The following is a 25,511-nucleotide window of genomic DNA, read 5'->3' on the forward strand; positions in this document are numbered from 1 at the left end:
GCCGCCTGTCCGTGACCAGCCGCTTTGCCCTGCGAGGGGCAAGTCCGCCAGAGGGAGACCCGCCAATGACCTGGATGCCCGATCTCGACCCCGCGCCCGGCGATGCCGGTGCCTGCGATCTCATCGACACCGTGATCGTCCCGCGTGCCCGCGACATTGGCGGCTTCGAGGTGCGGCGCGCCCTCCCCTCGCCGAAGCGGCAGATGGTCGGCCCCTTCATCTTCTTCGATCAGATGGGCCCGGCCGAGTTCCTGGAGACCGGCGGGATCGATGTCCGGCCGCATCCGCATATCGGCCTCGCCACGGTGACTTATCTGTTCGAGGGCGAGATCCACCATCGCGACAGTCTCGGCTCGGACCTTGCCATCCGTCCGGGCGAACTCAACTGGATGACCGCCGGGCGCGGCATCGTCCATTCCGAGCGCGAAGACCCGCAGATGAAGGGCCACAAGCGCACGCTGTTCGGCATCCAGAGCTGGGTGGCGCTGCCGAAACACGCGGAGGAGGCCGACCCGGCCTTCGAGCATGTCGGGCGCGAGGCGCTGCCCTTCCTGGAGGACCACGGCATCAACGTGCGGGTCATCGCCGGCGAGATGTTCGGCGCCCGCTCGCCGGTGAAGACGGCCTCCGAAACGATCTATGCCGACGTGACGCTGGAGCCGGGCCGATCAATGCCGATCGATGCCGGCCACGAGGAGCGGGCGCTCTACACCGTCGGCGGAACGGTGGAAATCGCCGGCGAGAGCTTCGAGGACGGTCAGTTGCTGGTCTTCAGGCCCGGAGACGCCATCACCGTGCGGGCGACGGGCAGTGTGCCGGCGCGCTTCCTGGTGCTCGGCGGCGAGCCGATGGACGGGCCGCGCCACATCTGGTGGAACTTCGTCTCCTCCTCGAAGGAGCGCATCGACCAGGCCAAGGAAGACTGGAGGCAGATGCGCTTCGACACGGTGCCGGGCGACGCGGACGAGTTCATTCCCCTACCCGGCCGCTGACCTCGTCGTCATCTGGCCTCGTCGTCATCCGGGCTGCTGAAGATGATGTCGCCCGATGGCGGGGCGCGCAGGGTTGCCCCGCCGACCGGTCGGTTGCGGCGACGCGCCGGCGCAGCCTCCCAGGAGAAGGGCGCAAACAGCTCCGCCGGGGCGACAAGATCGACGACCGGAAAGTCGAGAATGACGTTGAAGCGAATGACCGCGGCATCGTCGTCGGTCAGCCCAGGATCCTCCGGCAATACCCTGAGCCGCATGCCGAACTGCTCCAGATCCACCGGCTGTCCCCGTTCGATGGCGGCCCGGAAGGCCGTCGGCCAGGGCCAGCCGTAACGCGCGCCCACCGCCTCCAGCACCCGCAGCAGGGCGGCACGGGCGGCCGGCGCGGTTTGCGGGTTGTCGCCGTTGAGCTTGATCCGCACGGTGTTGAGCGTGCCTTCCGACTGGCCGCGCAGATTGACGAAGAGCGACGACCGGGCGCCGTCCGGCCCCGCGCGCCCGATGATCGCCAGATCGCTGACGCAATACCAGAAGCCGGCCACGAAGGGGTCGAGCCGCCACTCCGACATCGGCACGCCGAGGGCGGAGATCGCCTCGCACAGGTCGGCCGGATCGCCGCCGAAGACCCGCTTGAACGCGGCGGCGCGCTCCAGCCCTGCATCCGGCACCTCATTGAGAAGGTGGGCGCGCGCCGTCGGGGCAAGGTTCGCGAAAGGGTCGGACAGGACGACCTCGGCCGGGGGCGACGCCTGCTCCACCGGCGGTCGCAGGAAGACCAGCGCCGAAGCCAGGATGCCGCTGGCGATTGCCAACAGAATCAGCACCCTGACGGTGAGCCGGCGACGGTTCATGGCGGCAAGCACGGGCGCGCCCGGCCCCTGTGCCTCGCGCACGAGCGCGGGCAGGATCGATTTTCCCGGCTGGGCCCCACCGCGTGACGCCGCGTCTTTCGCCATTGCCGCTCCCGCCGGGCAAACTGCCCGGAAAACCCGCAGGATATGCACCGCGGATGCGCTGGAAACCGGGTTCTGCCTGGGGCACCATGCCCGTCTGACGTCACCGGTCGCGCATTTCATGTCCTAACACGGGAGACCACATGCTGGAGGCGCTTTTTAGACGTGTCGAGGACAAGCGGGACGATGTCGTCGCACTGACCCGGGATCTCATCCGCATTCCGACGATCAACCCGCCGGGCGAGGCCTATACGCCCTGTGCCGAGTTGATCGGCAACCGGCTGGCGCGGCGCGGCTTCCAGGTGCGCTACATCCGGGGAGAGGACACGCCCGGCGACAGCGCCCGCTATCCGCGCACCAATGTGGTGGCCCGTATCGAGGGACGCCGGCCGGGTCCTTGCGTGCATTTCAACTCGCATATCGACGTGGTGGAGGCCGGCCACGGCTGGACCTTCGATCCCTTCGGCGGCGAGGTGAAGGACGGCAAGGTCTATGGACGGGGCGCCTGCGACATGAAGGGCGGGCTCGCCGCCTCGATCATCGCCGTGGAGGCCTTGCTGGAGGCGATGCCGGACTTTCCCGGCGCCATCGAGATTTCCGGCACGGTGGACGAGGAGTCCGGCGGCTTCGGCGGCGTTGCCTATCTCGCCCGGCTCGGCATGTTCTCCAAGCCGCGCGTCGACCACGTGATCATCCCCGAGCCGTTGAACAAGGACCGCATCTGCCTCGGCCATCGCGGCGTGTGGTGGGCGGAGATCGAGACCAAGGGCTCCATCGCGCACGGGTCGATGCCGTTCCTGGGCGACTGCGCCGTGCGCCACATGGGGGCGGTGCTCGACCGGTTCGAGAGCGAGCTGTTTCCCAAGCTCGCGGCCAAGCACACGGACATGCCGGTGGTGCCGGAGGGCGCGCGCTCCTCGACGCTGAACATCAACTCCGTCCATGGCGGCCAGCCGGAAGGCTTCGATGGATTGCCTTCGCCTTGCGTGCCCGACAGTTGCCGCATGGTGATCGACCGGCGTTACCTGATCGAGGAGAGCCTCGACGAGGTGAAGGACGAGGTCATGTCGATCCTCGACGATCTCGCCCGCACCCGCCGGAACTTCGACTACCGCATCCGCGACCTGATGGAGGTGATCCCGACCATGACCGACCGCGACGCGCCGGTGGTGCGGGCGGTGGCCGATGGCATTCGCGAGGTGCTGGCGAAGAACCCGGACTATGTCATCTCGCCCGGTTCCTACGACCAGAAGCACATCGCCCGCATCGGCCACCTGCACGACTGCATCGCCTATGGCCCCGGCATTCTCGACATGGCCCATCGGCCGGACGAGTTCGTCGGCATCGACGACATGGTCGACAGCGCCAAGGTGATGGCGCAGGCGACGATGGCGCTGCTGGGACGGACCCGCTGAGGGCGATCCGGCCGGCCCTGCAGGGTCAGACGAAGAGCAGCACGCCGCCGCCGGCGACGAGGCCGGCCCGCAACAGCGGATTGAGCGGGGCGATGACGCCGAAGGAGATGGCGGAGAGGGCCGCGCCGACCTTGAGCGCCGCAAGCAGCGCCATGGCCGGCTCCGCCGCCAGCGCGATCAGGTCCGGATTGGCGATCATGCCTAGCGGCACGAGATAGAGCCCGAGGCCGAGCGCCATCGCCGAGGCCGCGACCTTCAGCCAGTTCTCCCCGACCATGCCGGCGGCGATGAAGACCGCGCCGCAGACCGGCGGCGTGATGGTCGACAGCAGCGCGTACCAGAACACGAAGAGATGCGCCTGCAGCACCGGCACGCCGAGCGCGGTGAGCGCGGGTCCGGCGACCGAGACGCAGATGACATAGGCCGCCGTGGTCGGCACCTCCATGCCGAGGATCAGGCAGGCGAGCGCGGTGAGCAGCAGCGCCGGCCACAACAAGCCGCCGGAGCCGGACAGGATCAGCGAGGTGATCTTGACCCCGAGGCCGGTCAGCCCGAGCACGCCGATGATGATCGAGGCGCACAGGATGATCGCCGCGATGGTGGCGATCTGCCGGCCGGAATTCACCGCCGCTTCCTCCAACCGCAGCAAGGTGCGGCGTGCGTCGAAGCTGAGGCGGGCATCAAACGCCAAGAGCAGCGCACCAGTGAGGATCGCCAGCGAGGCGGCATATTGCGGCGTCACCTTGAGGCCGAACATGCCCCACAGCAGGACCGAGAACGGCACGAGGAAGAAGGCCGAGGTGATGACGACCGCGCGCAGAGCCGGTCGGTCCTCCGGCGCGATCCCCTTCAGCACATGGCGGAAGGAGAAGGCGTCGATACCGACCCACACCGCGAGAAAATAAAGGCCGGCCGGCAGCAGCGCGGCCATCATGATGTCCGAATAGGGCGTGCCGGTCAGTTCGACCATCACGAAGGCGCCCGCGCCCATCAAAGGCGGCATGATCTGGCCGCCGGAGGAGGCAACCGCCTCGACCGCCCCGGCGAGCGAACGCGGATAGCCGAGCCGGGTCATCGCCGGCAGGGTGATGGCGCCGGTGGAGGCGACATTGGCCGAGGCCGAGCCCGAAATCGAGCCGAACAGCGCGGAGGAAATCACCGAGACCTTGGCCGCGCCGCCGCGCAGGCGGCCGGCGGCGGCGGCCGCGACATTCATGAAGCCCTGCCCCGCCTCGCCGGCATTCAGCACCGCGCCAAAGATGACGAAGATGGCGACGACCGAGACGGAGACCCCTGTGAGCTTGCCCCACAGGGCGCCTTCCGCGATCGTCAGCGTGCTGAACAGGCTCGCCAGCGGCAGGCCCGGATGGCCGAACTCGCCGGGGATGGCCTCGCCCCAGACCGCATAGGCGAGCGCGAGGGCCGCCACCAGCGGCAGCGGCCAGCCGATGGCCCGGCGGGCCATCTCCAGCGTGACGCCAAGCAGGACCAGGGCAATCGCGAACTGGCCGTTGTCTACGAGGAAGCCGTACTGATCGCCAAGCGCGCGATGGTTCCACGCAACCCACAGGCAGGCGGCAACGCCGATGACTGCCAGCGGCAGGCCTGTCCAGCGCTGGAACGGGGTGCGCGCCATCAGCACGAAGACAAAGGGGACGGCAAGCGCCATGTGCAACGGCCGGCTGACGAGATTGGGCACCAGGCCGGTGAAGACCAGCCACAGGTGAAAGCCGATGGACAGCGCACCGAGCGCTGCCCAGAACAGCCGGGCCGAAAGAGACATGAACGCCGTCCTGGTGAACTGCCCGACCGCGCCGAAAACGGTGCGGCAGGATCAAAAACCATCGGCCCGGACGGGTGTCCGGGCCGCAACCGTGCCAAAGGCCAGCCGAGCGTATGGCGGCCGCCTGCGCCTTATTTCTGCGCGTCGGTCAGGGCCACGCCCTGTTCTGCGTAATAGCGCTGCGCGCCCGGATGGATCTTGCCGGAAATGCTGGCCAGCATATCCGTCGTCACACCCGCCCACCACGGCGCGTCGGCGCTCATCTTCTCCTTCTGCTCCCAGAAGGTCTTGGTCAACTGATAGGCGGTATCGTCGTCCATCGCGGTGGTCGTGTAGGCGACCACGTCCAGCGAGGTGGTGACGACGTCCTGGTCCTGGCCCGCATAGGTGCCGGCCGGGATCACCGTTTTCGTCCGCTTGGTCTCGGCGACCTGCTCGTCGGACAGGGACAGCAGCGTGACGCCGGTGCCGGCCGCCGCCTCGATGACATTCGGCGCCGGCCAGGAACTGGCCGTGACGAAGCCGTCGATCTGGCCGTTCTTGAGCGCAGCACCAGCGTTGGACAGTTCCACGTCGGCCAGTTTGACCTTGTCCTTGAGGCCGAAGAGTTCGAGATACTTGGCGCCTTCCGTGGCGCCGAACGTACCCTTGCCGATCAGGATGCTCTTGCCTTCCATGCCGGCGAAGTCGGTGACGCCGCTGTCCGCCGACATGACGAAATGCATGGTCAGCGAGGGGATCGGAAAGAGCGCACGGATCTCATCGAACTTCGGATTGCCCTTGCCGTCGAACGGTCCCTTGGCGCCCTGCGCCTGGCCGACGAGGCCCGGAGGCGTGGTGAAGACGTAGTTGCCGGGGCGCACCGCCGCTTCCATCACGTTCTGCACCGAACCCTGGCTCTCCTCCAGCGTGACGATGATGCCGCCATCGGTACCGGCCTTGATCGCCTCGGCGATCTGCACGCCCATCTGGTAGTAGGACGTGCCGGCGGAGGCCGACTTGTAGGTCACCCGCGTCTCGGCGGACGCGGACAGCGGCACGAGCGCGGCAAGGCCGGCAATGGCGAGTTTGCTCCAGATCGTCATGTATCCTCCCAGGGGATTGTTTGTTGCAGTGTTTTCGGGCGGGGCGCCTGCGACAAGGCGACCGGGCCGGCAAGCGGATCGGGAGGCAGAGATTAGTCCGCCCGCGCGCGCCATGCATCCCTGAAATCGCGGAAAATGACAGGAGTGCGCACCCCAAACCCGGGGCGGGGATCGTTTGTCGACATGGCCTGCGCAAGCCTACCTCTGCCATTGACGCAGCGGCAGCGCCCGCTCAAAGTGCGAAGGTCCGCCCGCGCAATCAGGAGGTGCTAAATGGCCCGCACGCGCTTCTCGGTCGCCACGCTCAATGCGCGCAATCTGGTCAATCCGGAGACCAACTACTACCGCAAACCGGACGGCAGTTGGAATCGCTATTCCCGCGCCGCCTTCGCGCGCAAGGTCGAGTGGCTGGCCGAGCAACTCGTTCGGCTCGACGCCGACCATGTCTGCCTTCAGGAGGTGTTCCATGCCGAGGCGCTGCAGGCGGTCGCCGAGCGCCATGCCGCCCTGGTCGCGGTGCGTGGTCTTTCCCAGCCGCCGTTTGCCAGCGTGCTCCACTTTCCCAATGACAAATCCCGGCCGGACGATCCGAGCCCCGGGCTCGGCTATCTCGGCCGTACCGTTCCGTTGGCGCACCGCCGGCTGCAGGACCTCTCGGCCGACCCCATCGAACTCGGCAGGGAACTGGGCTTTTCCTACCGTCTGACCGCAACGAGCCGACCGATCGCCATCGTCGAGATCGCCCTTGCGGACGGGGTGCCGGCACTGCTCTTCAATACCCACCTCAAGTCGAAGCGACCGCTCCTGCCGGAGGGATCGCCTGCGGCGGATGCGGCCAACCTTCTGTTCCTCGAGCGTGCCAGCGGCGAGATCGCATCGCAGGTGCTGCGGGCGGGCGAGGCACTCGCCCTGCGCCGGGAGCTTCTGCGCGCCATGCGCGACAACAGCCGCCCGGTCTTCGTCGTCGGCGATCTCAATGACGAAACCGACGCTGTGACCACCCAAGTCGTTGCCGGCGAGGCGCCCTGGCGCAACGAACGCGACATGGCGGTCAAGCGCGCCTTCTGGGACGTGGAACTCTACCATGCGGCGCGCGTGCACCTGCGCCGCAGCGAGCACGGCGATATGACGACCCACATCTACAACGGCGCATACGGCACGCTCGACCACATCTTCTTCAGCCAGGAATTCTACTATCGCAACCGCGCCGCCCTCGGCGATCTCGACTATGTGCAGGTATTCAACGACCACCTGGTCGACAGCAGCGCTCCCGGCGTACGCGAAAACCGCGACGCCTCCGATCATGGCCAGGTTGTCGCCCGCTTCTCGCTGAAGGAACCTGCCGCCCTGACCGGCTGAGGCTGCGCCGGGGCGCCGGCCCGAGCACGGAACACGTTCCCCGGCGCAGCCGGTGCCAGACGCCACCTTGGGCGCACGGGTCCCACCTTGCTATGATCGCGGCGCGACTCGGGCGGGGCGAAAGTCCCGCCGTGCCCCACACACCCGCGACCGGACAGCCTTCATGACAGATCCGCACACCGCGCCACTTCGCCTCGGCATCGACTGGGGCGGGACCAAGATGGAGATCATCGCGCTGGAGGCGGACGGTTCGGAGCGTTTTCGCCTGCGCGTGCCGACGCCGCGCGACGACTATGACGGCTGCATCCGTGCCGTCGTCGGGCTGGTCGAAGCCGCCGAGGCGGCAACGGGCCGGAGGGGCACCATCGGGCTCGGCATCCCCGGTTCGCTGTCGCCGGCGACCGGCCTCGTCAAGAACGCCAATTCCACCTGGATGAACGGCATGCCGCTCGACCGCGACCTGGAAGCGGCGCTGGCACGGCCCGTTCGCATCGAGAACGACGCCAACTGCCTGGCGGTCTCGGAGGCCACCGACGGCGCCGGCAAGGGCGCGCATGTGGTGCATGCGATCATCATCGGCACCGGCTGCGGCTCAGGGATCGCCATCGACGGACGGGCGCATCGCGGCCGCAACGGCATCGGCGGCGAATGGGGCAACATCCCGGTGCCCTGGATGACCGACGAGGAGTTTCCCGGTCCCGACTGCTGGACCGGCAAGCGCGGCACCATCGACCGGTGGTGCTCAGGCACGGGCTTCCAGTGGGACCATGAGCAGGCGAGCGGAGTGAAGCTGACGGGTCACGAGATCATCGAACGGGCACGCGCCGGCGAGGCCGCCGCGGCCGCCACTCTCGACCGCTACGCGTCGCGACTGGCGCGTGCGATGGCGATGGTCGCCAATATCCTTGACCCGGATGTCTTCGTGCTCGGTGGCGGCATGTCGAATATCGAGGAACTTTACGACCTGCTGCCGCGGGAAATCGGCCGGCACGTCTTCTCCGACCAGTATGACGTACCGATCCGCAAGGCGGTGCATGGCGACAGTTCCGGCGTTCGCGGCGCCGCCTGGCTGTGGAACGCCTGAGCCGGCAAGATCCGTTCGCCCTTGCCCTCGCTGTTGTCGGCCGCGCGCCTATATGATCCGGCAGGACCACAAGGGAGGAGGCCGCACGTGTCCCTGTTCAAGCCTGCCCGCATCGCCGCTTGCGCTGTCGCATTTGCAGCCCTGACCGCAGCCCTGACCGCAGCCCTGCCCGCCCGGGCCGAACCGCGAACCTATGTCATCGATCCGAGCCACTTCTCCATCGTCTTTAACGCCATGCATATCGGTTACGCGCCGACCTGGGGCCTGTTCCTCAAGGGCGAGGGCAGCTTCACCTATGACGAGAACACGCGGGAACTCTCCGACCTGTCGGTCGCCATCGAGACGGCAAGCGTCTTTTCCAACGACGAGCGGCGCGACGGACACCTGCGCTCCGACGACTTCCTGAGCGCGGACGCGCATCCGCGCATCACCTTCCGGATGACGGACGCGCGCGCCGAGACCGAGGCGACCGGGACCGTCATCGGCGACCTCACCCTGCGGGGCGTGACCCGGCCGGTGACGCTCAATGTCACGCTCAACAAGATCGGCCCCTACCCGTTCGGCGACACCCATGTTGTCGGCATCAGCGCCAGAACGGTTTTGCGCCGCTCCGACTTCGGCATGATTTATGCGGTCGAGAACGGCTTCGTCGGCGACGAGGTAGACATCCGCATCGACCTTGAAGCTGTCCGGCAATAGAGCCGCGGCCGGCCAGGTGTGCCGTGGAATTCTCCACTCGTCCCAACGACTTTGATGTGAGCCGGCGCTCTGAATGGATAGCGAAGACCTGCTTCGCGCACTTAGGGTCAGCGCCGAATCAACTTGACCGCAATTGTCACATTAATCCATCACTACTCAGGAATTAAGCCGATAGTAACGCAGCCTCCGCTAGGCATAAGGCCAGAACTATTCCCGAGGGGCCTGCTGGGGGTTTCGTAATGCGCTTTTCCGACCTGTCGATCCGCAACAAGCTGCTGGTGAGCGCCGGTATTCTGTTTTCCGTCTCGATCATCGGCGTCAGCCTTGCCGGCTCCATGGTGATGTCGTCAACGGCCGAGGGAGATGCGAGACGGGAAGCCCAGGCGCTGCTGTCGGGCTATGCGGCAGATGTGTCAGGCGATGTGTCGCGCTCGCTGACCGTCGCCAAGACAGCCGCCGCCGCGGTCGAGGGGCTCATCGCCAATGGCATGACCGACCGGGACCGGCTCGGCGATCTGATGATCCGCACGGTCGAGAGCAATCCCAACCTGGTGGGCATGACGCTCGCCTTCGAGCCGAACGGCCTCGACGGCCGTGATGCCGAGTTCAAGGACCACAAGTATTCCGACGCCAACGGGCGGTTCGTTCCGTATTTCTACTTCGGCGCGGACAAGAAGGTGGCGGTCGAGCAGTTGATCATGACCAAGGAGGCCGGAACCGAAGGCTGGTACGACATGCCGGTCCGCGAGAACCGCTCCCTGATCACCCCGCCCTATACCTATCCGATCGACGGCAAGGACGTGCTGATGACCACCATCAGTTGGGTGGTGCGCAAGGGTGACAAGGCCGTCGGCATCGCCACCTCCGATCTGTCGCTGGCCGACATCGTGGAAAAGATGTCCGCCAACCGGCCTTTCGGCCAGGGTGAAGTCAAGCTCATCGGCGGTGACGATCTCTGGGTCTCGACGTCGGATACAAACCTGCTCGGCAAGAAGGTCGAGGATGGCGAGGTGCTGAAGCTGCTGCGCGCCGCGGATGCCGGCCAGTCGGAGAGCCTTGTCGGAGACCGCTTCCTCACTGCCGTGCCGGTGACGTTCCCCGGCGTCGAGGAACGCTGGTACGTCACCCTCGACGTGCCCTATTCGGCAATGATTGCCGGCGCCGTGGCGGCACGCAACACTATGCTGGCCATCGGCTTCGGCCTGTTGCTGGCGGTGCTGGCGGTGGTCTGGCTCGGCGCCGGAGCTCTCGCCCGTCCGGTGGCCCGCCTGACCGACGTCATGGCCCGTCTTGCCGCCGGCGACACCTCGGTCGATGCCGGCATGGACGAGCGGCGCGATGAGATCGGCGACATGGCGCGTGCCGTCGAGACCTTCCGCGACAACGCCATCGAACGCCAGCGGCTGGAAGGTGCGCAATCGGAGGAGGCACAGGCCCGCGCCGCCCGCCAGGCCCGCACGGAAGCCCTGATCGCGGATTTCCGGGACAAGGTGCAGGCGCTGATCGGGACGGTGAGCGCGACGGCGAACGGGCTGGACGAGACCGCGCGGGCGCTCTCCTCCTCGGCCCAGGAAAGCGCCGAGCGCGCCAGCGAGACCACCCAGGCAAGCTCGATCGCCACCGACAGCGTCCAGACCGTCGCCAGCGCCGCCGAGGAACTCTCCGCCTCCATCGCCGAGATCTCCCGGCAGGTCGGCCAGACCACCCAGGTCGTCGATCAGGCCACCCAGGGCACCCGTCAGACCAACGAGAAGGTCGCCGGTCTTGCCGCCGCCGCCAACAAGATCGGCGAGGTCGTCTCCTTGATCCAGGCGATCGCCGAACAGACCAACCTTCTCGCCCTCAATGCCACCATCGAGGCGGCGCGGGCGGGCGAGGCCGGCAAGGGCTTCGCCGTCGTCGCCGCCGAGGTCAAGGAGCTCGCCACCCAGACCTCCAAGGCGACCGAGGAGATCGGTGCCCAGATCGCCGCCATCCAGGGCTCGACCGGCGAGGCCGTCGCCGCCATCGGCGAGATCGCCCAGATCATGCAGGACGTCAACGGCTACACCGCATCGATCGCCTCCGCCGTCGAGCAGCAGGGCGCCGCCACCAGCGACATCTCCCGCTCGGTCCAGCAGGCGGCCGAGGGCACCGGCGCCGTCACCCGCAACATGGAGTTGCTCGCCAATACCGTCGACAGCACCTCCTCAGCCGCCGACAACGTCCTCGACGCCTCAGGCGCCATGAGCCGCAACACCGACGCCCTTAGGCATGAAATCGACAGGTTCCTGCATGAGGTCGCAGCCGCCTGAGACGGAACCGCCACCGACCCTGCCAGGCAGCATCCCAGCCCCCGGCCCGCCTCGCGGACCGGGGGCTTTTTCTTTCGCAAGGAGGCAAAGCAGCGATAGGCTGTCGAGGGTCCATCCCGCGATTCCGCGACCAGACAGGAGATCTCGCCCGTGAACGACCAGGAGACCATCGAAACCCCGACAGGCGAGTTGACGCTGCGGACGATGGCCATGCCCGCCGACACCAACGCGGCCGGCGACATTTTCGGCGGCTGGGTGCTGTCGCAGATGGACCTTGCCGGGGGCATCGCCGCCGGACAGCGGGCGCGCCGGCGCGTGGTGACAATCTCCGTCGAGCGGATGACCTTCATCCGCCCGGTGCATGTCGGCGACGTCCTCTGCGTCTATTGCCGGGTGACCGGCGTCGGCCGCACCTCGATGAAGATCGGCATCGAGGCATGGGCGCTGCGCCATCGCCACGGACGACGCGAGAAGGTGACGGATGCGACCTTCACCTTCGTCGCCGTGGACGATCAGGGACGTCCGATCCCGGTGCCGGCGGAAGACGAGGACTGACGGCGGCGCAGCCGCGCCCGTAGCGCCATGGCGAGATCCGGATGGCGGGCGGCGATGTCGCGGAACAGCACTTCGTCGACCGCCTTGCGGCATCCGCCCGCCCACAAGCGTTCGAGATCCGCAAGCCGGCGAGCCCGCTCCGCATCATCAAGGCCGGGCTGTCTGCAATCCCGGTCGAGCCCCAGGCACGTGGCGCGCATCTTCAATCCGGCCGCCAGAACGCGGATCTCCGCCAGTTTCAGGGTTGCCGCGAACGGGGCGTGCCGCTTGGCGGCACGGCACGAGGCAGCCGGATCGGCGGGCGGGCGCCCAATCAGCGAGGCACCGGACGTTGCTCTGGACATAAAAAATCCTCCATCGGTTTCCCGAGGAGGACTGGCGCGGATCAAACGACCGTTTGGTTGCCGCATGATGCGGCCACATCCCCAAAACGCGGACCGGTTGACCCGGTCTTCAGTGTCAGGGAGACCACCTTGCCCGGTCGGGCAGGTTGGCGAGGGCGCCAGCCCTTCTCTTGATGACGGGCGTTCTATGCCACGCGGCGGGCTCTTTCGCAAGAGGCAAGCATCCTCGTGACCTTAAGCGGCGTCGCGGGAGGTGCCCTCGTCGTCCTCGGCGCGGGGATCGAGAGCCAGCGTCTCGGGGGTGGAGAAGCGCACGCCCGACGCCATGGCGACGAACTCCTCCTTCTCCTCCGGCGCCAGCGGCGCGCGCTGGGTCATGCGCCAGATCGAAAAGCCGATGATCAGCGCATGGGCCGCGGAGGTGACGGCAAACAGGCCCTGCGGCCGCGTCATGGTCATCATCACCGACGCCAGCAGCGGGCCGACGATCGAACCGACGCCGAACAGGAGCAGCAGGCCGCCGCTGGTCTTGAGGAACTCCCCCGGCGGCGAGTGGTCGTTGGCATGAGCGACGATGACCGGGTACATCGAATAGATCATGCCGCCGAACGCCGCGACGAGGGAAATGATGGCGAGAGGCGACAGCGCCTCGCCGAATGTCAGCGCCATGCCCACGAGAAACCCGGCAATGGCGATGCCGATCAGCACGATGCGCCGGTCGATACGGTCGGACAGCATGCCGACGGGGACCTGTATGAGCGCACCGGCGAGCAGCGCCACCGACATCATGGTGGCGATCGAGGACACGGACAATTCGACCTGGCGACCATAGACGGCGCCGAGCGTCCCGAACGCGCTGTTGGAGATGCCGACGAGAAAGACGCCGATCACCGCCACCGGCGAGTTGCGCCACAGCGAACGGATGTCGAGGCGGACCTGGGAGAGCGGCTGCGGGGCAGCGGCGGTCGACAGCGCGGTCGGCAGCAGCGCGCAGGAATAGACCATGGCTCCGATCACGAAGAACAGGTAGCCGGCCGGATCGCCCAGGGTCAGCAGCATCTGGCCGGCGGTGGTCGCGCCCAGATTGATCATCGTGTAGATGCCGAAGATGCGGCCGCGCGTGGCCGGGTTGGCCCGCTCGTTCAGCCAGCTTTCCACCACCATCGCGGCGCCGGCGAAACAGAAGCCGGAGAGCGCCCTGAGCGGGATCCAGGCCCAGGGTGTCATGAAGACGAGATTCAGCAGCACGACGATGGAGGCGAGCGAGCAGAACACGCCAAACGCCCGGATGTGGCCGACCCGGCTGACGATGATCGGGGTCAGCAGGCACCCGGCAATATAGCCCACCGCCCAGCCGGTGCCGAGCAGACCGAGCGAATTGTCGGAAAAGCCCTCGAAGGAGCCACGCAGAGGCAGAAGCAGCCCCTGAAGGCCGCCCGCAAGCAGCAGAAGCGCAGAACCGACGAGCAACGCAGCGATGGGAAGAATGTGGGTCATGCGGGTCGGCTGGCTGGCGGAACGGGAGTGCCTGCAGTCACAGGGGGCGGGAACGAGCCCAACTCCCAACCTATCCTGTGGGCCTGCGTCGGAATTGAGGCAGGCGGCGGCGAAAGGCCGGCAGCGCGAAGCCGCCGCCCTGTTGTCGCAAGCCTAGCAATTTTTCATTGAAGAACAACAGCGGCCGGTCGGTTCCGGCCGCCTTGCGCGTTCACACCCGGTTCAGCAGCCGTGCGCGGATGGTGCCGGACAGGCGGCGGATCTCTTCGAGGATCTCCACGGCGTTTTCCACCGGCCCGTCGGCGTCGAGCACCACATAACCGATCTCGCCGTCGGTCTGATAATGCTGGGCCGCGATGTTGATCTCGTAGCGGGCGAAGAGGTCATTGAGCTTGCCGAGTTCGCCCGGAAGATTGCGCTGCACCTGAATGAAGCGGGTGTTGCGGGTGCCCTTCGGCAGTTGCACCTGCGGAAAGTTCACCGCACCGATCGTTGAGCCGACGTCCGAATATTCGATGAGACGACGGGCAACCTCCTCGCCGATGCGTTCCTGCGCCTCCTCCGTCGAGCCGCCGACATGCGGCGTCAGGATGACGTTGTCGAGCCCGCGCAAGGGAGACACGAACTCCTCGTCGTTCGACTTGGGCTCGCTCGGGAACACGTCGACGGCGGCGCCGGCCAGATGACCGGAGCGCAGGGCCTGCGCCAGCGCGTCGATGTCCAGCACCGTGCCACGGGCGTTGTTGATGAGATAGGCGCCCTTCTTCATCGCGGCGATCTCGGCTGCGCCGATCATGCCACGGGTCTCGGGTGTCTGCGGCAGGTGCAGGGACACGACATCGGCGACGGCGAGCAGTTCCCCGAGTGAGGCAGTCGGCTCGACATTGCCGTGGCGCAGCTTGTCGGCGTGATCGTAATAGACCACGCGCATGCCCATCGCCTCGGCGAGCACCGCCAGTTGCGAGCCGATATTGCCGTATCCGACGATGCCGAGGGTCTTGCCGCGCACTTCGTTGCTGCCAGCGGCCGTCTTCAGCCACCGCCCGTTATGCGCGGCCATCGACTTGGCGAAGGCGCCGCGCATCAGCATGACGATCTCGGCGATGGTCAGTTCGGCCACGCTGCGGGTGTTGGAAAACGGCGCGTTGAAGACCGGGATGCCGCGACGGTTGCTGCCGACCAGATCGACCTGGTTGGTTCCCACGGAGAAACAACCGACCGCGACCAGCGTGCCGGCTTCCCTGAGAATCGCCTCGTCGATCTGGGTCCGCGAGCGGATGCCGACGATATGAACGCCCTGCAGCGCCTCGATCAACGCCTCGCGATCGAGCGCCGCCTTGAGCTGGGTGACATTGGTGTAGCCGGCCTGATCGAGCAGGGCGGGAGCGGTCGGGCTGATGCCTTCCAGCAGGAGCCAGCGAATTTGATGCTTCGGGCGCGACAGGCCGGTCTTCATGAAACGGCGTTCCGTGTGCGGGACGTGAGGGAGTGCGGCGGAGCCACCGCTGCGCTCTGGTGCCCTGTCTGCCGGAAAAATTCAACCGCTGCTTTTTGCAGCCCAGTCCCGCAAGGAAGTGAGAAAGGCCGAAAGCCGTTGCCTCGTGTCGTCGAACCGCGCGGTTTTGCCGTAGTGCTCAACGTTCATGTAGAGCGCGCGGTTGATCTCGATCTGCAGCGAATGCACGCCGCGCGCCGGGTCGCCATGACGGCGCAGGATCTCCGCACCCTTGAAGGGATCGTTGACCTTCACGGAAAAGCCGAGGCCGAGCAGCAGATCGCGGGCCACCTCCAGATAACCGGCGGTGGCGCTGGTTCCCTCCCGGTCCGACAGCACGATATCGGGACGCAGCGAGCCGGTCGCATCTTCGTGCATGGCATTGGCGACAGGTTGCATCGAATGGAGATCGAGGTGGAAGACCCGGCCATGCGCTGCGCGGATCTCGCCGAGCAGCTCTGCCAGCGTCGCATGATAGGGGTGCCAGCACCGCTCCAGCCGCGCCAGGTAGTCGGTTCGAAGCAAGGGACCGGCCAGAAGCGGCGCGCCATCGGGCGGGGTCGCGGTCCAGACGACCCCCTTGCCCAGCCGCGCCTTGCCGGAGGGAGCAAGATCCAGCCCCTGCGCGTCATCGAGAACGGCCGGATCGAGATCGTCGAAGGCGCGGTTCACATCGCAATAGATGCGACCGAAGAGTGCCTTCAGCAGCGGCAGGCCGAGGGCGGGCGCGGCGGAAAAAAGCTCGTCGACATACATATCCTCCGCCCGGCGATAGCGCTCCGAAGGCTGGACAGGGGCAAAGTCCGACGGATAGATCGTTCCGGAATGCGGGCTGTCGAGGACGAGCGGCGCGGCAAGCCGGTCCGGCCGCAACACCTCGAAAAGGGTCGCCTCCCCTGCCCCCGGCATGGCCTCAGCCATCGTTCAAGTGACAGGCCGACATGCGGCCCGGCGCGATCTCGCGAAGGGCAGGCGCCTGCTCGCGACAACGGGGCTTCGCATGCGGGCAGCGCGGATGAAAATGACAGCCGGACGGCGGAGCGAGCGGCGACGGGATCTCGCCCTTCACCGGCTGGAACACCCGCTTGCGCGTGTCGATGCGCGGCACCTCGGCCAGGAGCGCGCGCGCGTAGGGGTGGTTCGGATCGGCGAAAAGCTCGACCGCCGGCGCGCTTTCCACGACCCGGCCGAGATACATGATCACCACCCGGTCGGCGAGATGCTCGACAACGCCGAGATCGTGGGAGATGAACAGATAGGTGAGGCCGAGATCCTCGCGCAGATCCATGAAGAGATTGAGGACCTGCGCCTGGATCGACACGTCGAGAGCGGCGATGCTCTCGTCGCAGACCAGGAAATCCGGCTGTACGGCAAGGGCCCGGGCAATGCCGATGCGCTGGCGCTGGCCGCCGGAAAACTGGTGCGGATAGCGGCTCTTGTAGCTGGGATCGAGGCCGACGCGCAGCAGCATCCGGTCGACATAGTCGGCGATCTCGTCGCCCGAGACGAGCCCGTGAACGCGCGGCGCCTCGCCGACGATATCGCGCACCCGCATACGCGGGTTGAGCGAGGACATGGGGTCCTGGAAGATCATCTGGATCTTCAGCGTCGCCTCGCGCCGCTCGGCGCCCGACAGGCTCTCCACGTCGCGCCCGCGCCACAGCACCCGCCCCTCGCTCGGCGCATGGACGCCGGCGACGACACGCCCGAGGGTCGACTTGCCGCAACCGGATTCCCCGACAAGGCCGACCACCTCGCCTTCCGCGATCTGCAAGGACACGCTGTCGACTGCGTGGACGACCTCCTCACGGCGTTTGCCGCCGAAGAGATTGACGATCTTCTCGGCCGCATCGAGACGACGCACGAAGCGCTTGGAGACGGCGTCGAGGGCAAGCAGCGGTGCGGCGCTCATGCGTCCTCTCCGACAGTGGTTTCGACGAGCCCGTGCGGATGATGGCAGCGCGCGGTGCGGCCGGCGGAGAGTTCCGACAGGTCGGGCAAGACGTTGCAGGCTGCATCGGCGCGCGGACAGCGGGCGGCGAAGCTGCACCCTTCCGGCAGGGCCAGCAGCGACGGCGCCATGCCGGGGATCTGGGTGAGGCGCGTACCGCGGCGGTTCTGGCTCGGTACCGAGCCGATGAGGCCGTGGGTATAGGGATGATAGGGCGCATCGAGAACGGCATCGACCGGTCCCTGCTCGACGATGCGGCCGGCATACATCACCGCCACGCGGTCGGCGAGCCCGCCGACGACGGCAAGGTCATGGGTGATCCAGATCATCGCAAGGCCCGTTTCGGCGCATAGTTTCTGCACCTCGTAGAGAATCTGCGCCTGGATAGTGACATCGAGCGCGGTGGTCGGCTCGTCGGCGACGATCACGTCCGGCTCGTTGAGCAAGGCAATCGCGATCGCCACCCGCTGGCGCATGCCGCCGGAGAACTGGTGAGGATAGGCGGCAAGCCGTTCGTCCGGCGAGGGAATGCCGACACGGGCAAGCGCCTCGCGCGCCCGCTCCCGCGCTGCCGAGCGGGAAATGTCGGCATGGGCACGGATCGCCTCGATCATCTGCGTGTCGATGCGCAGGACCGGATTGAGCGTCATCATCGGGTCCTGGAAGATCATGGCAATGCGCCGGCCGCGCAACCGGCGCCAGCCCTCCTCCGACAGTCCGGCGAGTTCCTCGTTGCCGAGACGGATCGAGCCGGAAACGAGGCGGCCGGGCGGGTCGACCAGCCCCATCAGCGAGAAGCCGGTGACGGTCTTGCCCGATCCGCTCTCGCCGACGAGGCCGAGAACCTCGCCGCGCGCGAGCGAGAAGGAAACACCGTCGACAGCGCGCGCAACGCCGGCCTTGGTGAAGAAATGGGTCCGCAGGTCCCGGACCTCGAGAATGGTTTCGCGGCTCATGCGGCCCTCACTTCTGCAGCCGCGGGTTCAGCGCGTCACGGAGCTGGTCGCCGACAATGTTAATGGTGACGATGGTGATCAGCAGCGCCACTCCGGGAAAGACGGAGATCCAGTACTTGCCGGAGAGCATGTAGTCGAAACCATTGGCGATCAGCAGGCCGAGGGACGGCTCCGTCTGCGGCAGGCCGACGCCCAGGAAGGACAGCGTCGCCTCCAGCGCGATGGCATGAGCCGTCTGCACGGTGCCGACAACAATCAGCGGGGCGATGCAGTTCGGCAGGATGTGGCGAAAAACGATGCGGGCATGCGACAGGCCGAGGCAGGCGGCGGCCTCGACATATTCGCGGCGGCGCTCGACCAGCGCCGAGGCCCGCACGGTGCGGGCATAATAGGCCCATTGGGCGATGACCAGGGCGATGATGATCTTGTCGATGCCCTTGCCGAGAATGGCCAGCAGGATCAGCGCGATGAGCACGGCCGGCAACGACAACTGGATGTCGACGATGCGCATGATCACCCCTTCCGTCCGCCCGCCGGCATAAGCGGCGACCAGTCCGACGATCATGCCGATCGTCAGTGCAATCGCTGCGGAGGCAACGCCCACCGACAGCGAGATACGCAGCCCGTAAAGAATCGCGGAGAGCAGGTCCCGCCCCGAACCATCCGTACCAAGCCAGAAGGTGACGCCGTCCATGCTCTGCGAGCCCGGCGGCAGGCGGGCGTCGAAGACCGACACCACGGCCAGATCGTAAGGGTTCTGCGGCGAGATCCAGGGCGCCAGCAACGCCGCCAGGACAACGATGGCAAGCCCGATGGCGGCAAGAACGGCCAGCCGGCTATCGGTGAAGTCCGAGAGGAAACGGCGAAAGGGCGTGTCCGCGCGGCGGGAGGCGGCAATGCCTGCGATGGGGGTCTCGGTGGATGCCATGGGTATGTCCTCACTGGCCACGGTTGCCGAGCCGCACGCGCGGATCAAGGATCGAATAGAGAATGTCGACCACCAGGTTGATGACCACGAAGAGGAAGACGATCATCATGAGGTAGGCGACGATGATCGGCCGGTCGAGCTGCTGGATCGACTCGATGAGCAGCTTGCCCATCCCCGGCCAGGCGAAGATCGTCTCAGTGACCACCGAGAAAGCGATGAGCGAGCCGAACTCCAGTCCAAGAACCGTGACGACCGGAATGAGGATGTTCTTCATCAGATGAACGCCGACGATGCGCGAGCGCGACAGGCCCTTGGCGCGGGCGAACTTGATGTAATCCTGCAGCATCGCCTCGCGGGCGCCGGCGCGGGTCAGACGGATGACCAGCGAAATCTTGAGAAGCGCAAGATTGAGGGCCGGCAAGGCGAGATGGCGCAGCCCATCGAGTGTCAGGAAGGACACGCGGATGCCGAAGACATCGACCGTGCTGCCGCGCCCGGTCGAGGGCAGCCAGCCAAGCATCACGGCAAAGACCATGATCATCATGATGCCGACCCAGAAGGTGGGCAGGGAGAAGCCGAGGATCGAGCCGGCCATGATGGTCTTAGCGCCGACACTGTCCGGATAGAGCCCGGCATAGAGGCCTAAAGGAATGCCGATGACAACGGCCATCAGCAGGGCGGCGAAGGCCAGTTCAAGCGTCGCCGGCATGCGCTGGATGATCAGCCCCAACGCCGGCTCGCCGAAGATGAAGGACTGGCCGAGATTGCCGCTCAAGGCATTGACGATGAACAGCCAGAACTGCTCCCAGATCGGTCGGTCGAGGCCGAGCGCGCGGGTGACGTTCTCGATGTCCTGCTGGTCCATGTCAGGCGTAATGAACATGTAGACCGGGTCGCCGACCAGATGAACGCCGAAGAAGACGATCATGGCCATGGCGACGATGACCAGCACGCTCTGCAGGAGGCGGCGGAGAATAAAGACGCTCATGAAGCGGTTTCCCGGCAAAGCGGCATGGAGGGGGCGGGACAGTCCGGCGGAGCCGCCGCAAGGTGCGGCGGAGAGTCCTTGCGGGCGTCTCCGCCGGCACTGCCTGTCATCGCGACGGAGCGTCCCGGACACTCCGCCTCCGGCACGGAGCCGGAGGCGGAACGAGGCGAGCCTCAGTCTTTGAGCACACCATAGGCGACGGTGTATTCGTCGGTGCGCGGGATGTAGTTCAGCCCCTTGCGGGTCGCCCAGGTGTTCACCTGATAGTGGATCGGGACGATCGCGAGTTCGCCGATTGCGATCTCCGTTGCTTCCGCAAGCAGGCCGGCGCGCTTCTCGTCGTCAACTTCCGAGAGCGCCGCCTCGATCAGCCGGTCGACCTCCGGGTTTGAGTAGCGGCCGCGATTGGCCGAGCCCATGCCCTTGTCCTTGTCGGCGGTGGCGATAAGGGCGCGCAGCGGCGAGGACGCCTCGCCCGAGCCCGCTCCCCAGCCGACCAGGATCAGCGAGAATTCCGGCAGGCCGTCGGCACCGGTGGAGGCGCGGGTGAAGTAGACCGAGCTCGGCATGGTCTCCACCTGCGTCTTGATGCCGGCGCGCGTCAGCATCTGCGCGATCGCCTCGGCGATCTTGGCGTCGTTGAGATAGCGGTTGTTGGGCGCGTGGATGGTCAGCTCGAACCCGTCCGGCAGTCCGGCCTCGGCAAGCAGCGCCTTGGCGCCCTCCAGATCATAGGGTTCCGCCTTCAGGTTCTCCGACACGCCGAAGAAGCCCTCCGGCAGGAGCTGGCCGGCCGGGATCGCCTGCCCTTCCATGACGCGGTCGCGGATCAGCTCGCGCGAGATCGCCTTCGAGAGGGCCTTGCGAACCTTGACGTCCATCAACGGGTTCTTGATGTCGCCGCCGCCATTGGCCTTCACGAAAGGCGAGGCCTCGCGGAAATGGTCGAGATGCAGGTAGATGACGCGGTTGGACACGCCCTGCGAAAGCACGACATTGTCCCGGCTCTTCAGCGTCTCGATGTCGGTGGTCGGAACACCGTTGATGACATCGACATCGCCGGCCAGAAGCGCGGCAACGCGCGAGGGAGCCGACTTGATCGGCTTCAGCGTCACCTTGTCCCAGATCGGCTTGCCGCCCCAGTAGTCTTCGTTCGCGGCAAGCACGATGCGGTCACCGGGCACGTATTCGACGAACTTGAAGGGCCCCGTGCCGGCCGCCGCCTTGCCGGAGTTGAACTCCTCGGTCGTGCCCTGGCAGCCACCCTCGTTGGAGATGATCGCGACGTTGCCGAGGTCATTGACCATGACCGGATAGGGCTCGGCGGTCTTCACATGGATCGTATAGTCATCGATCTTGATGAAGGTTTTGCCCTTGATATAGGTGTCGAAGCTCGCTGGCGAATTCGGCACGCTGGGGGCGCGTTCGAACGTGCAGATGACGTCGTCGGCGTTGAAGTCCGTGCCGTCGTGGAACTTCACGCCCTCGCGCAGCTTGAACTCCCAGGTGGTGCTGTCGACCGGCTTCCAGGATACGGCAAGACCGGGCTGGAAGTTCTGGCGCTCGTCCGGATTGGCGAGGCGGTCGAACATCATGAAGCCGAGCTGGTTGTTCGGCCCCAGATTGTGGAAATGCGGATCGATCGAGGTCGACTCCGAATCGAGGCCGATCACGAGATCCTCGGCCGCGGCCGGTGTGGCGAAAGCGACAATGGCGCACGCCGCCCCCATGAGCGCGCGCGCGAGCGGCGTCCTTGCAGACTTCATCAGGTAGCTCCCCTCTGGATCCCCTCTGGTCTTGTCCAGACGGGGCGGGATCGACTGGTCCCCGTCTGCTGTCCCGTGTCGAGGTTGACGCCTCGCCGGCTTGTGGGGAAGGCTATTATGCGTTTATATGATCGACAAACGAAAAACGATAACTCGAACGCATAATTGTATTCCCATGACAAATACAGAGGTTACGGACGAGCCGCCGGCTCGGCAAGCCACGAGCACCGTCAACCGCAGCGGCCTGACGCTTCGCGAGCTGGAAGTGCTGCGGGCGGTTATTTCGGAAGGCAAGACGACGGCCGCCGCCCACCGGCTCGGCATCTCGCAGCCGGCGGTGAGCCGTGCCATCGCCCAGTTGGAAACCCGGCTCAACCGGCAACTGTTCCACCGCAACGGCAACAAGATCCTGCCGACATCCGAGGGGCTTGCCTTCAACGAGCAGATCGAGCCGATCTTCGCCACGCTGGCGCGGCTCGATGCGGCCGAGGCGGAGGACCTCAACCCGAAACGGTTGCGGATCGCCGCCCCGCCGACGCTGGCCCACCGCCTGATGACCAAGCTCGTTCCAGGGTTTCTGGCCGACAATCCGGAAGCGTCTGTGCATCTGGAAATCGGCATGTCGACCACCGTGACTGCGGCGGTCGCCGACGAGAACGCCGACCTCGGCATCAGCGACGGGCGGTTGCGCCACGATGGTCTGCGGATCTATCCCTTCCGCCACGCGATCGCCCATGCGGCGATCCCGGCGGATCACCGGCTGGCGAGCCGTGAAGAGATCCTGCCGGAAGATCTGGCGGGAGAATCCTTCATCGCGCTGACCCGCCGCTTCCACCAGCGCAATGTCTATGACCGGATCTTCGCCGAACGCGGCATCGAGCGGAAGATCCGGGCGGAAACAGCGACCAGCATCGCGATCTGCGAGTTGGTGCGCGAGGGCATGGGCGTCGGCCTGGTCAACCCCTTCCCCGTGAGTCTGCGGCCGCTTGAGGGCGTGGTCTTCCGGCGCTTCTCGCCGCGTGTCGACTATCTCACCCAGTTCTTCGTTCCCGCCGGGCGCGTCTCGCCGATCGCCCAGCGCTTCATCGAATATGCGCGCCGGGCCGTGCCGGCCGACGCCTACTCGCATCCGGCCTGATTCGGCCGCAAGGAAAGGACACCGCATGCTCCAGCTTGCTGCTCCGCGCTCGGTCGGCATCCTGAAGGACCTCGTCGGCTTCGACACCACGAGCCGGAACTCCAACCTGGCGCTGATCTCGCATGTGGAGGCCTTCTTCGCCGCGCGCGGCGTCGCCACGACGCGGGTGCCGGACGAGACCGGCGAGAAAGCCAACCTGATCGCCACCATCGGACCGAAAGACATCCCGGGCTACGTGCTGTCCGGCCACACGGACGTGGTGCCGGTGGATAGCCAGACATGGGCCAGCGATCCCTTCACCTTGACCGAGCGCAGCGGCCTGCTCTACGGGCGCGGCGCCTGCGACATGAAGGGATTTCTCGCCTGCTGCCTTGCCAAGGTCGACGAGATGCTGGCGCGCGATCTCGTCAAGCCGATCCATTTCGCCTTTTCCTATGACGAGGAAGTCGGCTGCAAGGGCGTCCCAAGCCTGATCGAGCGGCTGGTGGAGACGGTGGCCCTGCCGGAAGCCTGCTTTGTCGGCGAGCCGACGGAGATGCAGGTGGTGATCGGCCACAAGGCCAAGCGCTCCTACCGAGCGATCGTCACGGGCCGAACCTGCCACTCCTCGCTGGCTCCGCAGGGCGTCAATGCCATCGACCATGCCGCGCGGCTGATCCTCAAGGTGCGCGAGATGGGAGTTAAGCTTGCCGATGGCCCCAGCGACCCGCTCTACGATGTGCCGGTGACGACGTCGCATACAGGCACCGTTGCCGGAGGCACGGCTCTCAACATCGTCCCCGACCGCTGCGACTTCGCCTTCGAGTTCCGGGTTCTGCCCGGCGAGGATGCGGACGCGCTCGTCGACGAGGTGATGCGCTTCGCCCGTGAGGAGATCGAGCCGGAGATGAAGTCACGCGCACCGGAGACGGGCATCGCCTTCGAGCAGATCTCCAGCTTCCCCGGCCTCGACACGGCGGCGGATGCCGACGTCACCCGGCTCGCCAAACGGCTTGCCGGGCGCAACGACCACGCCAAGGTCGCCTACGGCACGGAAGGCGGCCGCTTCGTCGAGATCGCCGCCATCCCCACCGTGGTGATCGGCCCCGGCTCCATCGAGCAGGCGCACAAGGCGGACGAGTTCATCGCCGTTTCCGAACTCGTCAAGTGCGAGACCTTCCTCGACCGGCTGATCGAGGAAGCCACCCGCTAAACCACCGTTTCCCGCTCAACTTCGCCGAGAAAAACGCCATGACCACCGGACAGCCTCCTGTCGAACTGCTCAAGACGGACATCTCCTCCTATCGCGCCGGCAATACCGGTATCGAGGGCGTCACCACCTTCGACAGCGGCATCGCCGGCCCGCATGTGGCTGTCACAGCCGTGGTGCATGGCAACGAGCTCTGCGGTCCGATCGCGCTTGACTGGCTGTTCCGCCACGATGTCCGCCCTGTGCGCGGCAAGCTGTCCCTCGCCTTTGTCAACCTCGATGCCTATGACCGCTTCGACCCGGCGGACCCGTTTGCCTCGCGCTGGGCGGACGAGGACATGAACCGGCTGTGGCAGCCGGAAACGCTCGGCGGCGGCGAGACCTTGGAGCGCAAACGCGCGAAGGAGCTGCGCCCCTTCATCGACAGCGTCGATCTCCTGCTCGACCTGCATTCGATGCAGAACGCGACGGCGCCGCTCTACATCGCCGGTCCCCTGGCCAAGGGACGGGCGCTGGCGCGTGCCGTCGGAACGCCGGCGCTGGTTGTCAGCGACGAGGGCCATGCGGCCGGCAAGCGGATGCGCGACTATGGCGGTTTCGGCGATCCTGCGAGTGAAAAGAACGCGCTGCTGGTGGAATGCGGCCAGCATTGGGAGGCCGCCAGCGCCGAAGTGGCCCTTGAGACCACCCTGCGCTTCCTGCAAGTGACGGGCGCGGTGGCGCCCGACGCCTTTGCCGACGAGCTTGCACGCTTTCCGGTCCCCAGGCCGCAGACCTCTATCGAGATCATCGAGCCGATCACGATCATGACCGACAACTTCCGCTTTACGGCGGACTATGTCGGGCAGGAAGTGATCGAGAAGGCCGGAACAGTGATCGCCTATGACGGCGAGGTAGCGGTGACGGTGCCGGAGGATCGCACGGTGCTGATCATGCCGAACCGGCGGCCTGTGAAAGGCCAGACCGCCGTACGGCTCGGCCGCCTCATTGCCGGATCGTGAGCCCGTTCCGCCCGCGACTTTCGGCGTTGCGGACGGGGCCGG

The 25,511-nt window shown here is 66.5% G+C and carries 22 protein-coding genes and 1 riboswitch; of the genes, 10 read left to right on the forward strand and 12 right to left on the reverse strand.

From position 1 onward, the window contains the following. The first annotated feature begins 65 nt into the window (after positions 1–65). A complete protein-coding gene (locus TSB10GB4_RS06530) occupies positions 66–992 on the forward strand; it encodes a pirin family protein (RefSeq protein ID WP_186395069.1) in 927 nt (308 codons plus the stop codon). A gap of 8 nt (positions 993–1,000) precedes the next feature. Here the strand turns inward: TSB10GB4_RS06530 and TSB10GB4_RS06535 are convergent, their stop codons facing one another. Then, the gene (locus tag TSB10GB4_RS06535; RefSeq protein WP_186395070.1) at positions 1,001–1,945 is read right to left on the reverse strand and encodes a DUF6030 family protein; all 945 of its coding nucleotides are present in this window, start codon (positions 1,943–1,945) and stop codon (positions 1,001–1,003) included. Between the two features lie 140 nt (positions 1,946–2,085). Here TSB10GB4_RS06535 and TSB10GB4_RS06540 point away from each other — a divergent pair, with 140 nt between their 5' ends. Continuing rightward, a complete protein-coding gene (locus TSB10GB4_RS06540; RefSeq protein ID WP_186395071.1) occupies positions 2,086–3,357 on the forward strand; it encodes an acetylornithine deacetylase/succinyl-diaminopimelate desuccinylase family protein in 1,272 nt (423 codons plus the stop codon). A gap of 25 nt (positions 3,358–3,382) precedes the next feature. Here the strand turns inward: TSB10GB4_RS06540 and TSB10GB4_RS06545 are convergent, their stop codons facing one another. Continuing rightward, entirely contained in the window at positions 3,383–5,140 is a 1,758-nt protein-coding gene (locus TSB10GB4_RS06545; RefSeq protein WP_186395072.1) for a TRAP transporter fused permease subunit, read from the reverse strand. Positions 5,141–5,271: 131 nt separating this feature from the next. Next, entirely contained in the window at positions 5,272–6,225 is a 954-nt protein-coding gene (locus TSB10GB4_RS06550; RefSeq protein ID WP_186395073.1) for a TAXI family TRAP transporter solute-binding subunit, read from the reverse strand. Positions 6,226–6,498: 273 nt separating this feature from the next. Here TSB10GB4_RS06550 and TSB10GB4_RS06555 point away from each other — a divergent pair, with 273 nt between their 5' ends. From TSB10GB4_RS06555 to TSB10GB4_RS06575, 5 genes are all read left to right on the forward strand, one after another. After that, positions 6,499–7,584, forward strand: a complete 1,086-nt coding sequence (locus TSB10GB4_RS06555) for an endonuclease/exonuclease/phosphatase family protein (protein WP_186395074.1) — start codon at positions 6,499–6,501, stop codon at positions 7,582–7,584. Positions 7,585–7,747: 163 nt separating this feature from the next. Beyond that, positions 7,748–8,668: an ROK family protein gene (locus TSB10GB4_RS06560; protein WP_186395075.1), complete on the forward strand. Its 921-nt coding sequence runs from the start codon at positions 7,748–7,750 to the stop codon at positions 8,666–8,668. Between the two features lie 87 nt (positions 8,669–8,755). Beyond that, a complete protein-coding gene (locus TSB10GB4_RS06565) occupies positions 8,756–9,367 on the forward strand; it encodes a YceI family protein (RefSeq protein ID WP_208984519.1) in 612 nt (203 codons plus the stop codon). Positions 9,368–9,606: 239 nt separating this feature from the next. After that, on the forward strand, positions 9,607–11,661 hold the full coding sequence (locus TSB10GB4_RS06570) for a methyl-accepting chemotaxis protein (protein WP_186395076.1): 2,055 nt from the start codon (positions 9,607–9,609) through the stop codon (positions 11,659–11,661). A 204-nt stretch (positions 11,662–11,865) separates the two neighbouring features. Then, entirely contained in the window at positions 11,866–12,216 is a 351-nt protein-coding gene (locus TSB10GB4_RS06575; protein WP_186390102.1) for an acyl-CoA thioesterase, read from the forward strand. Here TSB10GB4_RS06575 and TSB10GB4_RS06580 read toward each other — a convergent pair. The 9 genes from TSB10GB4_RS06580 to TSB10GB4_RS06620 form a co-directional block, all read right to left on the reverse strand. Continuing rightward, positions 12,174–12,560 carry a hypothetical protein gene (locus tag TSB10GB4_RS06580; RefSeq protein ID WP_208984521.1) on the reverse strand — a complete coding sequence of 129 codons (387 nt, stop codon included), beginning with the start codon at positions 12,558–12,560 and terminating at the stop codon, positions 12,174–12,176. The genes TSB10GB4_RS06575 and TSB10GB4_RS06580 overlap by 43 nt on opposite strands. A gap of 43 nt (positions 12,561–12,603) precedes the next feature. After that, positions 12,604–12,742, reverse strand: a riboswitch (SAM-I-IV-variant riboswitch). Positions 12,743–12,794: 52 nt separating this feature from the next. Next, positions 12,795–14,057, reverse strand: coding sequence for an MFS transporter (locus tag TSB10GB4_RS06585; protein ID WP_186389908.1), 1,263 nt, complete (start codon positions 14,055–14,057; stop codon positions 12,795–12,797). A 211-nt stretch (positions 14,058–14,268) separates the two neighbouring features. Next, the gene (gene serA / locus TSB10GB4_RS06590) at positions 14,269–15,513 is read right to left on the reverse strand and encodes a phosphoglycerate dehydrogenase (RefSeq protein ID WP_186395077.1); all 1,245 of its coding nucleotides are present in this window, start codon (positions 15,511–15,513) and stop codon (positions 14,269–14,271) included. A gap of 81 nt (positions 15,514–15,594) precedes the next feature. Next, positions 15,595–16,461, reverse strand: a complete 867-nt coding sequence (locus tag TSB10GB4_RS06595; protein WP_186395078.1) for an N-formylglutamate amidohydrolase — start codon at positions 16,459–16,461, stop codon at positions 15,595–15,597. Positions 16,462–16,465: 4 nt separating this feature from the next. Next, a complete protein-coding gene (locus TSB10GB4_RS06600) occupies positions 16,466–17,464 on the reverse strand; it encodes an ABC transporter ATP-binding protein (RefSeq protein ID WP_186389911.1) in 999 nt (332 codons plus the stop codon). After that, complete coding sequence (locus TSB10GB4_RS06605) at positions 17,461–18,459, reverse strand: ABC transporter ATP-binding protein (RefSeq protein WP_186395079.1); 999 nt, start codon at positions 18,457–18,459, stop codon at positions 17,461–17,463. Before TSB10GB4_RS06605 ends, TSB10GB4_RS06600 begins: the two co-directional genes overlap by 4 nt. Before the next feature lie 7 nt (positions 18,460–18,466). Next, a complete protein-coding gene (locus TSB10GB4_RS06610) occupies positions 18,467–19,387 on the reverse strand; it encodes an ABC transporter permease (RefSeq protein WP_186395080.1) in 921 nt (306 codons plus the stop codon). Positions 19,388–19,397: 10 nt separating this feature from the next. Further along, complete coding sequence (locus tag TSB10GB4_RS06615; RefSeq protein WP_186395081.1) at positions 19,398–20,375, reverse strand: ABC transporter permease; 978 nt, start codon at positions 20,373–20,375, stop codon at positions 19,398–19,400. Positions 20,376–20,548: 173 nt separating this feature from the next. Next, on the reverse strand, positions 20,549–22,141 hold the full coding sequence (locus TSB10GB4_RS06620) for an ABC transporter substrate-binding protein (protein ID WP_208984523.1): 1,593 nt from the start codon (positions 22,139–22,141) through the stop codon (positions 20,549–20,551). 175 nt (positions 22,142–22,316) lie between these two features. Between TSB10GB4_RS06620 and TSB10GB4_RS06625 the strand changes: the two genes are divergently transcribed. Genes TSB10GB4_RS06625 through TSB10GB4_RS06635 form a run of 3 tightly spaced genes read left to right on the forward strand, consistent with a single transcriptional unit; the run spans position 22,317 to position 25,469 of the window. Next, complete coding sequence (locus TSB10GB4_RS06625; RefSeq protein ID WP_186395082.1) at positions 22,317–23,279, forward strand: LysR family transcriptional regulator; 963 nt, start codon at positions 22,317–22,319, stop codon at positions 23,277–23,279. 25 nt (positions 23,280–23,304) lie between these two features. After that, on the forward strand, positions 23,305–24,471 hold the full coding sequence (gene argE / locus TSB10GB4_RS06630; protein WP_186395083.1) for an acetylornithine deacetylase: 1,167 nt from the start codon (positions 23,305–23,307) through the stop codon (positions 24,469–24,471). A 38-nt stretch (positions 24,472–24,509) separates the two neighbouring features. Further along, entirely contained in the window at positions 24,510–25,469 is a 960-nt protein-coding gene (locus TSB10GB4_RS06635) for a succinylglutamate desuccinylase/aspartoacylase family protein (protein WP_186395084.1), read from the forward strand. Positions 25,470–25,511 lie beyond the last annotated feature (42 nt).

It is taken from the genome of Stappia sp. TSB10GB4, from assembly GCF_900185745.1.
GTDB lineage: Bacteria > Pseudomonadota > Alphaproteobacteria > Rhizobiales > Stappiaceae > Stappia.

What these genes read in the sequence shown, in the direction of transcription:
- TSB10GB4_RS06530 (WP_186395069.1), top strand. Translation starts at nt 66, where the DNA reads ATGACCTGGATGCCCGATCTCGACCCCGCGCCCGGCGATGCCGGTGCC.
- TSB10GB4_RS06535 (WP_186395070.1), bottom strand. Translation starts at nt 1,945, where the DNA reads ATGGCGAAAGACGCGGCGTCACGCGGTGGGGCCCAGCCGGGAAAATCG.
- TSB10GB4_RS06540 (WP_186395071.1), top strand. Translation starts at nt 2,086, where the DNA reads ATGCTGGAGGCGCTTTTTAGACGTGTCGAGGACAAGCGGGACGATGTC.
- TSB10GB4_RS06545 (WP_186395072.1), bottom strand. Translation starts at nt 5,140, where the DNA reads ATGTCTCTTTCGGCCCGGCTGTTCTGGGCAGCGCTCGGTGCGCTGTCC.
- TSB10GB4_RS06550 (WP_186395073.1), bottom strand. Translation starts at nt 6,225, where the DNA reads ATGACGATCTGGAGCAAACTCGCCATTGCCGGCCTTGCCGCGCTCGTG.
- TSB10GB4_RS06555 (WP_186395074.1), top strand. Translation starts at nt 6,499, where the DNA reads ATGGCCCGCACGCGCTTCTCGGTCGCCACGCTCAATGCGCGCAATCTG.
- TSB10GB4_RS06560 (WP_186395075.1), top strand. Translation starts at nt 7,748, where the DNA reads ATGACAGATCCGCACACCGCGCCACTTCGCCTCGGCATCGACTGGGGC.
- TSB10GB4_RS06570 (WP_186395076.1), top strand. Translation starts at nt 9,607, where the DNA reads ATGCGCTTTTCCGACCTGTCGATCCGCAACAAGCTGCTGGTGAGCGCC.
- TSB10GB4_RS06575 (WP_186390102.1), top strand. Translation starts at nt 11,866, where the DNA reads ATGGCCATGCCCGCCGACACCAACGCGGCCGGCGACATTTTCGGCGGC.
- TSB10GB4_RS06580 (WP_208984521.1), bottom strand. Translation starts at nt 12,560, where the DNA reads ATGTCCAGAGCAACGTCCGGTGCCTCGCTGATTGGGCGCCCGCCCGCC.
- TSB10GB4_RS06585 (WP_186389908.1), bottom strand. Translation starts at nt 14,057, where the DNA reads ATGACCCACATTCTTCCCATCGCTGCGTTGCTCGTCGGTTCTGCGCTT.
- serA (WP_186395077.1), bottom strand. Translation starts at nt 15,513, where the DNA reads ATGAAGACCGGCCTGTCGCGCCCGAAGCATCAAATTCGCTGGCTCCTG.
- TSB10GB4_RS06595 (WP_186395078.1), bottom strand. Translation starts at nt 16,461, where the DNA reads ATGCCGGGGGCAGGGGAGGCGACCCTTTTCGAGGTGTTGCGGCCGGAC.
- TSB10GB4_RS06600 (WP_186389911.1), bottom strand. Translation starts at nt 17,464, where the DNA reads ATGAGCGCCGCACCGCTGCTTGCCCTCGACGCCGTCTCCAAGCGCTTC.
- TSB10GB4_RS06605 (WP_186395079.1), bottom strand. Translation starts at nt 18,459, where the DNA reads ATGAGCCGCGAAACCATTCTCGAGGTCCGGGACCTGCGGACCCATTTC.
- TSB10GB4_RS06610 (WP_186395080.1), bottom strand. Translation starts at nt 19,387, where the DNA reads ATGGCATCCACCGAGACCCCCATCGCAGGCATTGCCGCCTCCCGCCGC.
- TSB10GB4_RS06615 (WP_186395081.1), bottom strand. Translation starts at nt 20,375, where the DNA reads ATGAGCGTCTTTATTCTCCGCCGCCTCCTGCAGAGCGTGCTGGTCATC.
- TSB10GB4_RS06620 (WP_208984523.1), bottom strand. Translation starts at nt 22,141, where the DNA reads ATGAAGTCTGCAAGGACGCCGCTCGCGCGCGCGCTCATGGGGGCGGCG.
- TSB10GB4_RS06625 (WP_186395082.1), top strand. Translation starts at nt 22,317, where the DNA reads ATGACAAATACAGAGGTTACGGACGAGCCGCCGGCTCGGCAAGCCACG.
- argE (WP_186395083.1), top strand. Translation starts at nt 23,305, where the DNA reads ATGCTCCAGCTTGCTGCTCCGCGCTCGGTCGGCATCCTGAAGGACCTC.
- TSB10GB4_RS06635 (WP_186395084.1), top strand. Translation starts at nt 24,510, where the DNA reads ATGACCACCGGACAGCCTCCTGTCGAACTGCTCAAGACGGACATCTCC.